This window comes from Actinoplanes sp. NPDC026670 (assembly GCF_040638175.1).
GTDB lineage: Bacteria > Actinomycetota > Actinomycetes > Mycobacteriales > Micromonosporaceae > Actinoplanes.
Window position 1 is genome coordinate 1 of record NZ_JBEZXU010000008.1, and the last position, 13702, is coordinate 13702.

Genomic DNA, 13702 nt, shown 5'->3' on the forward strand with positions numbered 1-13702 from the left:
GTTCGGACAGCAGGGCCCGGTCGCCGTCGGCGAGGTGGCGCAGGGTGTCACGGCGTGCGGTCAGTTCGGCGATCTGGTCTGTGGCGCGGAATGCGCCACAGACCACCACGCGGTGTGGACTGGTTGGGGCGTTACTGGCCCAGCCGGCGGTACAGGCGGACGGACAGTGGGCCGAAGATGAGCATCAGCGCTACCGGCCAGGCGATCGCCAGGAGCGTTGCGTGTTCGGCCGGCCAGGAGTCGGAGCCCAGTCCCGGGTTGCCGAACAGGTCGCGCAGGGCGGTCGTGGTCGCGGAGATCGGGTTCCATTCGGAGACGGTTCCCAGCCAGCCGGGCATCAGTTCGGGGGCTACGAACACGTTGGAGACGGCGCTCAGCGGGAAGGCCAGCGGGAACACGATCGTCGAGACCGTGTCCGGGTTCGGGGTGGACAGGCCGAGGGCCACGCCGACGCAACTCAGGGACAGGCGCAGCAGCAGGAGCAGGCCGATCGCGGCGAGCACGTTGCCGATGCCGAGGTGCCAGCGCCAGCCCACGAGCAGGCCGCACACCACCAGGACCGCAGTCTCCAGCAGCGCGCGCACCAGGTCGGCGGCGACCCGGCCGCTGATCAGCGCGGACCTCGCCATCGGCATCGACCGGAACCGGTCCACCACGCCGCGGCCCACGTCGACGGCGATGCCGGTGGCGGTCGCGCCGACGCCGTACAGCATGGTCATCACGAAGACGCCCGGGATCAGGAACTCGCGGTAACCGCCTCCGCCGGGCACCGACATGCCGCTGCCGAAGACATACCCGAACACCAGCACGAACATGATCGGCAGGCTGAAATAGATGACGATCTCCTCGGGCGCCCGCGCCACATGCCGCAGGTAGCGCCCGGCCATCACCCGCCCGTCCGCAATCGCCGCGCTCATGCCGCCACCTCCGAAGAGGCGGAGGAGGAGGTGGGTGAGGAAGCGGAGGAGGAGGCAGGTGAAGGCGGGGAGGTGGCGGGGGCGGGTGAGGAGGCAGGTGAAGGCGCGGAGGTGGCGGGGGTGGGTGAGGAGGCGGAGGAGGAGGTGGGTGAAGGCGCGGAGGTGGCGGGGGTGGGTGAGGAGGCGGAGGACGAGGCAGGTGACGACGCCGAAGTGGGCGAGGTGGGGGACGAAGCAGAGGGAGAGGTGGGGTGGGTGGCGGTCAGGTGGAGGAAGGCCTCGTCCAGCGTCGGGCGGTGCAGGCCGATGTCGGCCACGGTCATTCCGGCCTCCTGCAAGGCGAGGGCGGTTGCGGTCAGCGTCGCCACCCGGTCCTTCGGCAGCGGTACGCGCAACCGCCTCTGATCCACGTCGATGTCCGGCCGGACGCCGCTGATCCGGGTCATGATGGCCGCCGCCAGGTCGAGGTGGGCGCTCTCGCGGATGACCACCTCGAGACGGTCCGCGCCGAGAGCCGACTTCAGCTGGTCAGGGGTGCCCTCGGCGACCACCCGTCCGGCGTCGACGACCGAGATCCGGCCGGCCAGCTGATCGGCCTCCTCCAGATACTGGGTGGTCAGCAGCACCGTCGTCCCGTCTGCGACCAGGCCCCGGACGGCGTCCCACACCTGGTTGCGGCTTCGCGGGTCGAGTCCGGTGGTCGGCTCGTCGAGGAACAGCACCCGTGGCCGCCGGATCAGGCTCGCCGCCAGGTCCAGGCGTCGCCGCATGCCGCCGGAGTACTCTTTCGCGGAGCGCCCGGCGGCGTCGGTGAGACCGAAACGTTCCAGCAGTTCGTCGGCGCGGGCGCGGGCGTCCCGTGGCCGCAGGTGATGCAGGCGGCCGAAGAGGACCAGGTTCTGCCGGCCGCTGAGCAGCTCGTCGACGGCCGCGTACTGGCCGGTGAGCGCGATCCGTTCGCGGACCAGGCCGGGTTCGCGGGTGACGTCGGCGCCGGCCACCTCCGCCCGGCCGGCGTCGAAGCCGAGAAGTGTCGACAGTACCCGCACGGCGGTCGTCTTCCCGGCCCCGTTGGGTCCCAGCAGCCCGTGCACGATGCCCGCCGGAACCTCCAGATCGAACCCGTCGAGGGCTACCGTCCCCGGCCCGCCCCGATAACGTTTGCGCAGCCCAGCGGCCACGATCGCGAATGTCATGACCCCAGGCTGGCGGCCGCCGCTGACCACCCGCGCACCGCACGCTGACGACCCACTGACCAGCCCGGCGGGACAACCGCGACCCAGCCCGGCCAGCTGGAAAAGGGGGCGTGACGCGACCCGGCCCGGCGGGACAAGCGCGACCCAGCCCGGCCAGCTGGAAAAAGGGGGCGAGACGCGACCCCGGACCAGGCCTGACTTCGCTACGGCGTGCTCAAGGGCAGGTCGACGGCCTCGTCCGGGGTCAGGGCGGCGCCCTCGGCGAAGACGGACGCGAACCGTTGCGCGCCGAGCGCCGCCCGTGCGGCCCCGGCGGCGGCGCGGCCCGGTTCGGACACCTCCGGGTCGGGGCGCAGGCCCAGCGCCTGAACCGCGCCGAGCAACCGGGCCGCACGTTCCGGTGAGCCGGCGGCGACGGCCAGGCCGGCGAGCCGTTCGAACGCCTCCGCCATCACCTGGAACCCGAGCATCCCGCCGCGAACCGTGAACACCTCCCGGTACCGGGCCGCAGCGGTCGCCGGATCACCGGACAGCTCCGCGATCCGCCCCAGCATCACCAGGATCGTCATCCGGGTCCCGTCGGCGCTGTACCACCCGGCCGGGCACGCGGCGAGCGCCTCGGCGCCGTACCGCCGGGCCAGCTCGAGATCATCGGACGCCAGGGCCAGCGAACCGAGACCGAGCAGGGCGGCCGCCACCAGCTCGGGGGCGCCGGCCGTGCAGGCCAGCTCGGCGGTGCGGGTGAAGTCGGCGGCCGCGCCGTCCAGGTCGCCGGTGTCCATCCGGGCCTGGGCCCGCCCGCGGAGCAGATCGGCGACGTCGACGCCGGAGCCGAGCTCACCGGCCAGCCGCAGCGCCTCCGCGGTCGGCGCGATGGCGGCGGCCGGATCGCCGCGCCAGGAGGCGACCTCGGCCAGTCCGGACAGCGCGAGCATCGCGCCCCAGCGGTCGCCGAGGGCCCGGAACCCGTCGAGCGACGACCGGAACTCGGGTTCGGCGAGAGCCGGGTCGACGCCGGCGAACAACACCATCCAGCCGGCGCCGATGCTGCCGAGGGCGCTGCTCCACGGGTCGCCGGCGATCTGCGCACGGAGACGGCGGTTGAGTTCCAGGATGTCGCCCGGGTCCCCGGACGGCGGGCCGACCGCCATCGCCGACAGGTACAGCAGGAACGGCTGTGCCGGGGCGGCGGTCAGCGTCCGCATGTAATCGGCCCAGCGAGCCGCCGGACGGCCGTGATCGGCACGGTCGCTCAGCGCCGAGTTGAAGACGCTCAGCACGTACTCCTCGAGGTGTCCCGGCGGCGGCTCCGTGCCCGCCTCACGCAGGACGAGCCGGGACAGCGTCGCGGCCTCGCTGCGCAGCCCGCGCAGCCACCAGTAGAAGGACAACGCGGCGACCAGCCGGAACGCGGTCGGCAGCGCGCCTCCGGCGACGCTGCGACGCAACGCGGCGTGCAGATTGTCCCGGTCGTCGTCGAGGCGGTCCAGCCAGGCGATCTGATCAAATCCGCGGAGGTACGGGTCAGCGCGCTCTGCCAGCTCCATGAAGTACCTGGCGTGTTCCCGGTGCATACGCGGACGTTCCCCGGATCCGGCCAGTCGCTCCGCGCAGAAGACCCGGATGGTCTCCAGCATCCGGTACCGTTCCCCGTCCCGTTCGATCAGCGACTTCCCGACGAGTCCCGCGAGCACGTCGACGACTGCGTGCTGCCCGTGGGCGCTGTCGGTGGTGAGCAGGTGGGCGCCACAGATCCGTTCGACGGCGTCGAGGGTGGCGCCGCCGGTGAAGACGGTGAACCGGCGGGCCAGCACACGTTCCGGTTCGGTGAGCAGGTCCCAGCTCCACGCCACGACTGCTTGCAGGGTGCGGTGCCGGCCCTCGGCGGTGCGGCTGCCACCGGACAACAGCCGGAACCGGTCCCCGAGCCGGGCGGCGATCTCGGTGACCGGAAGCGCGTGCAGGCGGGCCGCGGCGAGTTCGACGGCGAGCGGCAGCCCGTCGAGGGTCCGGCACAGTTCCCGGATCGCGCCGGCGTTGGCGGCCGTGACCGCGAACCCGGGCGCCACGTCCGCGGCCCGGTCCAGGAAGAGCCGCACCGCCGGGGACCCGGCGAGGTCCAGGGCGGTCCCGTTGGTGCCCGGCACCGGGAGGCCGCCGACCGGGAGCAGGGCTTCGCCGGTGATGCCGAGCGGCTCCCGGCTGGTGGCGAGGATCCGCAGCCCGGCCGCCCCGGCCAGCAGCCGTGCGGCCAGCGCCGCCGCCGCGTCGATGACGTGCTCGCAGTTGTCCAGGACGAGCAGCAGCCGCCGGTCGACGAGGGCCGCGACCAGCCGGTCGACGACACCGGGCGCCGACGGGCTCTGCCGGGGCGGGTTGACCAGGACGTCACGGAGCCCGAGAGCGGCCTGTACCGCTGAGGGCACGCCGTCGGGCCCGGCGCCGGCGAGCTCGACGAACCAGACGTCGCCGTCGTGCCGGGCCGCGGCCTCGGCGGCGAGCCGGGTCTTCCCGGCGCCACCGGGACCGTGCAGGGTGACCAGCCGCCGGTCCCGCAGCACGGCGGCGACCCGGGCCAGTTCTCCGGCACGCCCGACGAAACTGGTCAGCTGACCCGGAACACCGTGCCGAACCGGCCCGGCCCCGGAACCGGCCGGCCCGGGAGCGGCCCCGGGCGTGCCGAAGGGAGCGGCCCCGGACGTGGCCGAGGTGCCGGAGACCGGGGTGCCGAAGGGGGCGGCCCCGGGCGTGGCCGAGGCGCCGGAGACCGGAGTGCCGAGGGCAGCGGGGCGAGCGCTGCCACGGAGCAGGCCGGCGTGCAGGGCGGACAGTTCGGGCGACGGGTCGGCGCCGAGCTCGTCGGCCAGGGTCCGGCGGGCGTCCTCGAACGCGGTGAGCGCCTCGGCCGGCCGGCCCGCCGCGATCAGCGCCCGCATGAGCAGAGCCCGTGGCCGTTCCCGCAGGGGATGGGCGGTGATCAGGTCGCGGAGTTCGGTGACGGCGCCCGGTGACAGCGGGAACGACGACGCGAGTTCGGCCGCATACCGGTCTTCGAGGGCGGTCAGCCTCAGCTCGGTGAGCCGGGCGGCCTGGGCGTGCGCGAACGGCGCGTCGCGTACATCAATGAGGGGTTCTCCTCGCCAGAGATCCGCCGCCGAACGCAGAAGGGTGACCGCCTGCTCGGGTTCGCCGGAGGCGAGGGCCCGGTGACCGTCGGCGGCGAGCGCGGCGAACCGGTGGGCGTCGACGTCGTCGCGGTCCGCGATCAGGCGGTACCCGGCCGGGCCGAGCTCGACCGGCAGCGACTGCCGCAGCCGGGACACCTGCGACTGGAGCGCGTTGGCCGCCCCGGCCGGTGGCTCGTCACCGTAGAGCCCGTCGATCAGCCGGTCGATCGGGACCGGCCGGCCGGCGTCGAGGAGCAGCATCGCGAGCAGCGCGCGCAGGCGGGGGCCGCCGAGCGGGATCGGGGTCCCGTCCGGCCGTTCCGCCTGGACCGGACCCAGGATGCCGAACCGCATGCCGACGATTCTGCCGCCCGGCTCCGTCCAGCAAGGACCCGGTCCGCGTGGAGAAGCGGAGAAGCGGAGAAGCGGGCGAGGCGGAGATTCGGAGATCCGGCGACCCCGGTGAAGGTGCCGGGGATCAGGCGGCGGCCGGAACGGTGGACGCCGCCGCGCCGGCGACCCGGTTGCGGCCGGCGTTCTTGGCCGCGTAGAGCGCCCGGTCCGCCGCCAGCACCAGCTCGTCGGTGGTCCCGGCGGCCGGCATCCCGGCGATCCCGACCGAGACGGTCACGGTGAGCAGGCGGGACTCGTCGACCGCGATCGGCGCCGCGCTGACCCCGCGGCGGATCCGTTCGGCGATCTCGCCGGCCTGTTCGGCGCCGGTGTCCGGCAGCAGCACCGCGAACTCCTCACCGCCGTAGCGGGCCACCACGTCACCGGGCCGGACCAGTTCCCGCAGGCGGTGGGTCACCTCGACGAGGACCCGGTCGCCGCCGTTGTGGCCGTACGTGTCGTTGACGCTCTTGAAATGGTCGATGTCGAGGAGCAGCACGCTGACCGGCACGCCGTTCTTGACCGACCGTTCGCCCTGGTTGCCGAGCGCCTGTTCGAAGAACCGCCGGCTGCGCAGCCCGGTGAGCCCGTCGGTGACGGCGGCGTGCCGCTGGGCCTGGACGAGCCCGGCCATCCGGAGCATGACCAGCAGGAACAGCAGGTTGCAGACGACCGCCGCGGCGACCACGTGCTCCTCGCCGCCGGTGTGGTGCTGGATGACGATCGACGTCGGCGCGGTGATCGCGGCGATCGCCAGGATCGCGAGCCGGCCGGGGGTGGCGTCCGGGGTGGCCGTGCTGGACGCGCTGATCATCTTGATCGCGGACGGGTGCAGCACCCCGGCGGCGGCGCAGAAGCTGGCGAGGATCCAGAACGCGTCCAGGAAGTTGCCGGCCTGATAGGTGCCGGCCTGGGTCTGGAACCCGTAGATCGCGTCGGTGACCAGGCCGAGCACCAGGTTCGCGCCGATCAGCCGTAGCGCGGTGGTCCGCGGGCCGGCGCCGAGCATGAGCCGGGCCCCGACGACGATGAGCATCAGGTCGCCGACCGGGTAGGCGACCGACACCAGCGAGGTGAACTTGTCGCCGAAGTCGACCAGCGGCACGATCAGGAACTGGAAGACCAGGTAGCCGGCGCCGATGGCGACGATCGCCGCGTCGATCACGCTGGCGCTGTCCCAGCCGGGGGTCCGCCGCCTGACGATCAGCAGCAGCCCGACCGCCATCAACGGGTAGACCAGCAGGTAGAAGAGGTCCGGCAGGCCCGGGTAGGGCGCTTCGCCGTGCACCAGCGCCTCGAAGTAGAACAGCACGTCGCCGATCACCCCGGCCGCCCCGGAGGCGGCCAGCAGCAGCATGATCGTCCGCATCGCCGGTCGCCGTACGGCGGTGACCGTGGCCGCGATCGCGAAGGCCGCGTTGGCGCTGACGTAGAGCGCCACCTGCACGCCGGGCGCCAGATCGGCCCGTACGAGCAGGTAGTACACGGTGATGATCACGGGTGCGGCGGCGAGGACGAGCTGCCAGGCTGCCACGCGACGGGGGGTCATGGGCCAAGGTTGGTCACCCGCGGGTGCCGGCCGGCTGTGGCTCGGTTGCGATCGGGGTGCCGGTGTCGGCGGGCCGCCGGCCGAAGACGAACAGCCGCTGGATCGCGAACCCGGCCAGGAACAGTGCGAGCTCGGTGACGACCTTGCCGACCACCAGTGAGCCGGTCGCCGCGGTGAGCCATTCCAGCAGCGCCACGTTGGCGGTGAGGGAGGCGACCGCGAGGGCGGCGTAGCGGGGCGCGGCCTGCCGGTGCGGGGTGCGGCCGCCGCCACCGAAGACGGCGCTGCGGTTGACCGTGTAGTTGAGGGTGGCACTGATCAGCCGGGCGACGACCGCGGACGTGACGAGCTGGCCGGTCCAGGCGACCAGGATCGCGAGCAGGGCGGCGTCGACGGCGAACGCGAGCAGCGACGATCCGGCGAACGCGAACAGCGGCCCGTAGATGCGGGCCGAGTCGATGATCGGCCGGAAGTGTGAGGAGCTGTTGCCGTCGAGATAGACGGTGGCGATGCCGACCTCCTCCACCGGCAGCCGTTCGCGGGCGGCGCGGAGCAGGAGTTTCAGCTCGTACTCGAAGCGGTCGCCGGGGATCCGGCCGAGCCAGCCGAGCATCCGTGCCGGGTAGCCGCGCAGCCCGGTCTGGGTGTCGGTGACCGCGAGGCCGGTGATCATCCGGAACAGGATCCGGGTGGCGGCGTTGCCGTACCGGCTGCGGGCCGGGACCGGCCCGGTGAACCGCCGGACGCCGAGGACCATGGCGGCCGGCGAGGTGCTCAGCCGGTCGGCGACCGCCTCGATGTCCTCGACCCGGTGCTGCCCGTCGCTGTCCGCGCAGACCACGTCCTCGCCCGGCCAGCGGGCGGCGATGTGCGCGAATCCGGTCTTCAGGGCGAAACCCTTACCCCGGTTGGTGGGCAGGGTGATCACTTCGGCGCCGGCGATCCGGGCGTTTTCAAAGACTTGGCGGTACGGCGTACCCGAGCCGTCGTCGACGATGAGGATGCGATGGCAGCCCAGCCGTTCGACGAGGCGCACGAGCCGCTGGTCGGGCTGGTAGGCCGGAATGAGCACGATCATCGTCATCACCCGGCCACGTAGAGGATGTCGCTGGTGCCGCGCTCCTGGCCCTTGCCGAGCGGGTTGTTGACGAGCTTGTCCTGGAAGATCATCGCCGAGCTGCCGCCACCGTCGAGGTTGTAGGCGATCTGCGCCCCGAGCCCGGTGAAGATCTCCGCGAACTCCGGCATGGTCACGCCCCGGCTGTAGCCCTTGCTGCGCCCGTCGACCACCACGAACAGCAGATGGTTGGTGTCGATGAAACCGATCCCGGTACGTGGCTGCTGCCCCTGGATGGAGTGGTTGCCGAAGTTGGTGTCCACCTCGATCTGGTCGATCCCGGAGATCACCGCGCCGTCCTGGACGAGCCCGGGCCCGAACGACAGCGTGTTCCACACCCCGTCCTCGATCAGCTCGTCGGCGCTGGTCTTCGTCTCGTCGTAGAGCTTCATCGACCCGTCGGCGTAGAGGGCCAGCCCCTGCCGGGCGCCGGAGTCGCGGAACTTGACCCCGTTGCGGACCACGATGCCGGTGTCCCGGAACCCGTAGTAGTCGCCGTTGATGGCGAGGACCGCGTTCACCGAGGCGGCGATCTCCGACGGGTTCGCGATGATGTTCTCGCCGAACTGGTCGTTGGCGAACGCCGACTTCACGATCGTCGCGTCGGTGACCTGCACGTCGGCCACGTAGTAGGTGACCTTGTCGGTGCCCGTACCGGTCGCCACGTTCTTGATCTTGATGGTGGCGGTGTCGCTGGAGTAGCTGCTCGCGGTGGCCGTGCCGGTGCTGTCCGCCTCGGCCGCGACCACGTTCTGCGCGGCCAGCTGGGAGGCGCCGGTGACCTCGACGTGGTCGAGGACGTACCGGTCGAGGGCCCAGGCGCTACCGCCGCCGACGGCGGCGAGCAGACCCAGGCCGCCACCGAGCAGGCCGCGGCGGCTGATCCGGCGGGGTTGTGGGGTTACGGGGTTCGTCGTCACGCATTGCAGTCAACCGGCGGATCTTGTGGGCCTGCTGTGCCCGGCCCATGGGTGAATCGTGAGTTACCAGCGGGCCAGGTGCTCGCGAAGGATCTCGGGTGTCCGGCTGGGCAGCTCGGCCTCGATGAACAGCCGGCCGATCGCCGCCGCATACCTGTCCACCTCTTCCCGCCGCTCCAGGTAGAGCCCGCTGGTGAGGTGTTCGATGTAGACGACGTCGGGCAGTTTCTCGTGCGGGAACCGCAGGATGCTGAACGCCTGCCCGGCGGCCGCGTGCCCGCCCTTGGCGAACGGCATGACCTGCAACCGGACCCGCGGCGACTCGCAGATCGCCAACAGGTACTCGATCTGCTCGCGGAGCACCTCGGGGCCGCCGATCGGCCGGCGCAGCACCGCCTCGTCGAGGACCGCCCACAACCGGGGCGCATCGGGCCGCTGGAGGACCTGCTTGCGGGCCATCCGCAGCTGGGCGCGCCTGGTGATCTCCTCCGGCCCGCCGTCCTCGTGGCCGAGTTTGATCACCGCCCGCGCATACGCGTCGGTCTGCAGCAGGCCCGGCACGAACTGGATCTCGTAGGTGCGGATCAGCTCGGCCGCCTGCTCCAGGTCGAGATAGTTCTGGAACCAGGTGTCCAGCACGTCCCCGAACGCCTGCCACCAGCTCGGCGCGTTGGCCTCGCGCATCATGGCCAGCACCCGGCGGTGCTCGGCCGGGTCCTCGACGCCGTAGAGTTTCAGCAGGTCGGTGACGTCACGTTCCTTGAAACTGACCCGGCCCAGCTCCATCCGGCTGATCTTCGACTCGCTGGCCCGGATCGTGTAGCCGGCCTGGTCGCGGGTGAGTCCCTTGGCCCGTCGCAGGGCGCGCAGATGCCCGCCGAGCTGTAGCCGGCGCACTGTCGCCCCGCTGTTGTGGCTGAGGCCGTTCTCGTCGTTGTCGATCACTTCGTCGGGCACTTTATCGGCACCTCGGACCTCTTCGAGAGTCCTGTGTGGATCCTGGGATGGCGATCCGCATCAGCATACTCACGGCGGAGCCGGTTCCGCGCCGGAGGTCAACTCGAAGAGCGACGGCCCGGTCACAAATGCGGCGCCCGGAACCGTTGCCGGTCCGGGCGCCGCATCGGGGGGCGGGAAGGTGGTCAGCGGTTGCCGCGACGGCCCTGGCCGCCGGCCGGGGCCTGCCCGGCGGTCACCGTGGCGACCTTCGTGGCCGAGCCGAGCGACCCGGAGGCGGCCAGCCCGCCGGTGCTCGCGCCGGACGCGGTCCCTCCGGTGTAGACGGTGTACGACTCCCCGCTGGTGATCTTCGACGAGGAGAAGGTGATGTTCTGCACCGACTTGCTGGTGACGAAGGTGGCGACGACCGTGCCGTCGCTGTCGGCGATCTGCACCGTCGTGCCCGCCGCGATGGTGCTGTCCAGCGTCGCCGAGATCCAGCCCTGCTCGGAGTCGGTGCTCGGGGTGACCACCATGCCGGAGCTGCCCGCGGCGAGCAGCGTGCCGCCGCTGACCGTGAACGTCCCGTTGACGTCGAGCGCCCCGTTGCCGTTGCCCTCCGGCCCGTTCACCACGACCGTGCCGCCGGTGATCGACGCGACGCCGTTGGAGTCCAGACCGTCGCCCTCGGAGTCGATGACCAGGCTGCCGCCGTTGATCGTCACCGAGAAGTCACCGACCTCCTCGCCGCCGCCACCGGGGCCACCGCCGCCACCCGGGAAGCCGCCACCCTGCTGTCCGCCCTGGTCGGCGGTGTCGGTGGTGTCGGTGCTGGTGGTGCCGCCGGCGCCGTTGATGCCGTCGTCGCTGGAGACCACGTGCACCGTGCCGTCGTTGAGGACGAAGACCGCCGCCTCCAGACCCTCGACCGCCGAGGTGACCTCCAGCGAGCCGGCGTCGATGATCTGCTGGCCCTCCGCGTGCACCCCGTCGTCGCCGCTGGCCACGGTCACCTTCGCGCCGTTGAAGTGCACCGCGCCGTCGGTGTGCACCGCGTCGTCGGACGAGTCGACGAAGACGGTGCCGCCCTCGAGGACGGTGATCACCCCGGACTTGAGGCCCTTGGCCGAGGTGTCGTCGGACGGCTTGACCGAGTGCCCGCCACCGGCCGCGATGGTCAGCGTGCCCTTGGTGACCACGATGTCGGTGGCCGCGTCCACACCGTCGCCCTGGCTGGTCACCTCGACCGTGCCACCGGACACCGACACGTACCCGGAGTCGGCGTCCTCGGTGTTGTCGGCCTTGAGGCCGTCGCCGCCCGCGGTGACCGTGATCGTCCCGCCGGAGACCGCGACGTAGTCCTTGCCGCGCAGCCCGTCGTCCTTCGCCGTCACGGTGACCGTGCCGGACTCCACGAGCAGCCCGTCCTTGCTGGCGATGCCGTCGTTGCCGTTGCCGGTGACGGTCAGCTTCCCGTCGCCGGTGATCGTCAGGTCGCCGGCGCTGAACAGGGCGGCGTTGACGTCCGCGTCCTCGGCGTAGGTGGACGCGTCGGACAGCGTGTTGCTGCTGCCGTCGGCGAGCTCGACGACCAACTCCTTCACCTCGGTGGCGGCGATCGCCGCGGTGGTGGAACTGGTGATCTCGGCGCCGTCCAGGATCAGCGTCACGGTCGCGTCCGGCGCGGTCACCACGATCTGCCCGGCCAGCTTGCCGCTGATCGTGTAGGTGCCGGCGGCGGTGATGGTGACGGTCGAGCCGTCGACCTTGACACCCTCGGCCGACGAGGTGGCCGAGTCGCCGGTCAGCTCGATCGTCCCGGTGGTTCCGGCGTCGTCACTGCCGGCGGTATGGACCTCCTTGTTCGCCGCGAGGACGGTGGCGGCGTTCTGCGTGCCGTCGACCGCCGAGGCGTCGACGGTGCTGGTGGCGGCCACCTCGGTGGCCGCGGTCGTGGCGTCCGAGGTGGAGCAGCCGGCCAGCACGGCGGTGGCCAGGACCAGGGAGCTGACGGCGGCGAGGACCTTCTTGCGGAGTCTCATCAGAACCCTTTCGCGGTGGTGGTGAAGTGCCGGCGCAGGACGGGGCGCCAGCGGTTGGCGGGAAGCTCGGGACGCAGCGCGGCGAGCCCGGTCGCGTACTTGGAGATCGAGGCGGGGCGGTGGCCGAGCGACCAGAGCAGCCGGTCGACGTCGGAGGCGGCCCGGCCGGACTTGGTCTCGACGATCACCGAGTGCGGCATGTGGACGGTCGAGCCGTCCGGCAGCTGCCAGCCCAGGCCGGTGTCGATGGTGACCCGGCTGCCGGTGGACGGCACGTAGAGGGTGTTGCGGCGGTAGTAGGTGGCCATCACCGGGCGCAGCGCGAACACGTCGGGGCGGAGCCCGGCCTCGGCGAGGACTGCGGCCGCGTACGCCCGCCCCTCCGCGCCCAGGTCGGCGCCGTCCCCGGCGTACGGGATGCGCTCCTTGACGGTGACCCCGCGCGAGCCGCGCGTCTTCACCTCGACGAAGTTCAGGCCACTGTCCAGATAGGTGCGGACCCGGACCTTGAAGCGCCGGCGGCGGCGGTGCGCGGCGGCCAGGAAGCTGTCCATCGCGGCCGTGTCGAAGTAGATCGACCGGTATCCGAAGGTGCGCTGCTGATCGATCTGCAGGGCCCGCACCTCGTACGGCATCCGGTCCAGCAGGGCCGGGAGGGCGTCGGCGGGCAGCACGTACTTGCGGTCCAGGCGGGTCAGCAGGGCGGCCTCACCGACCAGCTCGTCCAGGGAGATCGGCGCGAACCGGTGGAACAGCGGAACCTCGGTGGAGACGCTCATCGGGCGTTCACCCGCTCCATCTGCGGGCCCAGCTGACCGGCGGCGCGGCCACGGCCGGTCCCGGCGATCCAGCGGACCTCGACCAGGGTGCTGTCGTTGACCATGTCGATCTGCTTGATCGCGACCGCTGTCACCTGGCCGCCGAGCGTCTGCTCCAGATGGGCGCGCAGCGCGGTCTCGTCGCTGTACGCGACGTCGAGCCGGATCAGCTGGTTGCGGTGCCGGCGGAACAGCGCCGGGTGGTCGCCGACGAACAGCGCGGCCACGACCAGGGCCATCAGGCTCAGGTGCAGGATGTCCATCACGTTGCCGAGCCCGGCGATCAGGCCCAGGGCGAGAGCGGCGAAGTAGTACGCGATCTCGTGCTGGCTGATCTCGTCGGAGCGGAGCCGGATGATCGACAGGACGCCGAAGAGCCCGAGCCCGAGGCCGGCCCCGACGGTCGAGGAGCCGAGCACGGTGGCGACCGCGAGGACGCCGATGTTCACTCCGAGGAAGGCGGTGACCAGATCCCGCCGCCGGTGGCGGGGGAAGTAGACACCGAACGTCAGGACGATGATCGCGACGAGATCCGCGGCGACGGCGAGCAACGTTGTCACTAGAGGCTTCCTTCAGGTGGTGTTCATCAGGTGTTTCCATTTCGCCGGATGACCCTGTCCGCATCCTGTGAGGTCTCTATGGCG

At 71.9% G+C, this 13702-nt stretch carries 9 protein-coding genes and 1 pseudogene; all 10 read right to left on the bottom strand.

All coding sequences use genetic code 11. The features are described 5' to 3' along the window. Positions 1–131: 131 nt before the first annotated feature. The 10 genes and pseudogenes from AB0E94_RS10030 to AB0E94_RS10075 all read right to left on the bottom strand — a co-directional run bounded on the left by AB0E94_RS10030 (position 132) and on the right by AB0E94_RS10075 (position 13618). Positions 132–917 (bottom strand): ABC transporter permease, encoded by a 786-nt coding sequence (locus AB0E94_RS10030; protein ID WP_360324579.1) that lies wholly within the window; start codon positions 915–917, stop codon positions 132–134. 260 nt (positions 918–1177) lie between these two features. Further along, positions 1178–2113, bottom strand: a pseudogene (locus AB0E94_RS10035) (ATP-binding cassette domain-containing protein); the annotation flags it as partial. A gap of 203 nt (positions 2114–2316) precedes the next feature. Beyond that, the gene (locus AB0E94_RS10040) at positions 2317–5634 is read right to left on the bottom strand and encodes a BTAD domain-containing putative transcriptional regulator (RefSeq protein ID WP_360324582.1); all 3318 of its coding nucleotides are present in this window, start codon (positions 5632–5634) and stop codon (positions 2317–2319) included. A gap of 124 nt (positions 5635–5758) precedes the next feature. Beyond that, a complete protein-coding gene (locus AB0E94_RS10045) occupies positions 5759–7222 on the bottom strand; it encodes a GGDEF domain-containing protein (protein WP_360324584.1) in 1464 nt (487 codons plus the stop codon). A 13-nt stretch (positions 7223–7235) separates the two neighbouring features. Then, positions 7236–8300 (bottom strand): bifunctional glycosyltransferase family 2/GtrA family protein, encoded by a 1065-nt coding sequence (locus tag AB0E94_RS10050; protein WP_360324588.1) that lies wholly within the window; start codon positions 8298–8300, stop codon positions 7236–7238. 5 nt (positions 8301–8305) lie between these two features. Further along, entirely contained in the window at positions 8306–9259 is a 954-nt protein-coding gene (locus AB0E94_RS10055) for a phosphodiester glycosidase family protein (protein WP_360324591.1), read from the bottom strand. Positions 9260–9322: 63 nt separating this feature from the next. Beyond that, positions 9323–10216, bottom strand: coding sequence for a helix-turn-helix transcriptional regulator (locus tag AB0E94_RS10060; protein WP_360324593.1), 894 nt, complete (start codon positions 10214–10216; stop codon positions 9323–9325). A 185-nt stretch (positions 10217–10401) separates the two neighbouring features. Continuing rightward, positions 10402–12240, bottom strand: a complete 1839-nt coding sequence (locus AB0E94_RS10065; RefSeq protein ID WP_360324596.1) for a carbohydrate-binding domain-containing protein — start codon at positions 12238–12240, stop codon at positions 10402–10404. Beyond that, complete coding sequence (locus AB0E94_RS10070) at positions 12240–13019, bottom strand: polyphosphate polymerase domain-containing protein (RefSeq protein WP_360324599.1); 780 nt, start codon at positions 13017–13019, stop codon at positions 12240–12242. Before AB0E94_RS10070 ends, AB0E94_RS10065 begins: the two co-directional genes overlap by 1 nt. Continuing rightward, positions 13016–13618 (bottom strand): DUF4956 domain-containing protein, encoded by a 603-nt coding sequence (locus AB0E94_RS10075; protein WP_360324602.1) that lies wholly within the window; start codon positions 13616–13618, stop codon positions 13016–13018. Before AB0E94_RS10075 ends, AB0E94_RS10070 begins: the two co-directional genes overlap by 4 nt. Positions 13619–13702 lie beyond the last annotated feature (84 nt).

What these genes read in the sequence shown, in the direction of transcription:
- AB0E94_RS10070 (WP_360324599.1), bottom strand. Translation starts at nt 13,019, where the DNA reads ATGAGCGTCTCCACCGAGGTTCCGCTGTTCCACCGGTTCGCGCCGATC.
- AB0E94_RS10045 (WP_360324584.1), bottom strand. Translation starts at nt 7,222, where the DNA reads ATGACCCCCCGTCGCGTGGCAGCCTGGCAGCTCGTCCTCGCCGCCGCA.
- AB0E94_RS10065 (WP_360324596.1), bottom strand. Translation starts at nt 12,240, where the DNA reads ATGAGACTCCGCAAGAAGGTCCTCGCCGCCGTCAGCTCCCTGGTCCTG.
- AB0E94_RS10030 (WP_360324579.1), bottom strand. Translation starts at nt 917, where the DNA reads ATGAGCGCGGCGATTGCGGACGGGCGGGTGATGGCCGGGCGCTACCTG.
- AB0E94_RS10040 (WP_360324582.1), bottom strand. Translation starts at nt 5,634, where the DNA reads ATGCGGTTCGGCATCCTGGGTCCGGTCCAGGCGGAACGGCCGGACGGG.
- AB0E94_RS10050 (WP_360324588.1), bottom strand. Translation starts at nt 8,300, where the DNA reads ATGATCGTGCTCATTCCGGCCTACCAGCCCGACCAGCGGCTCGTGCGC.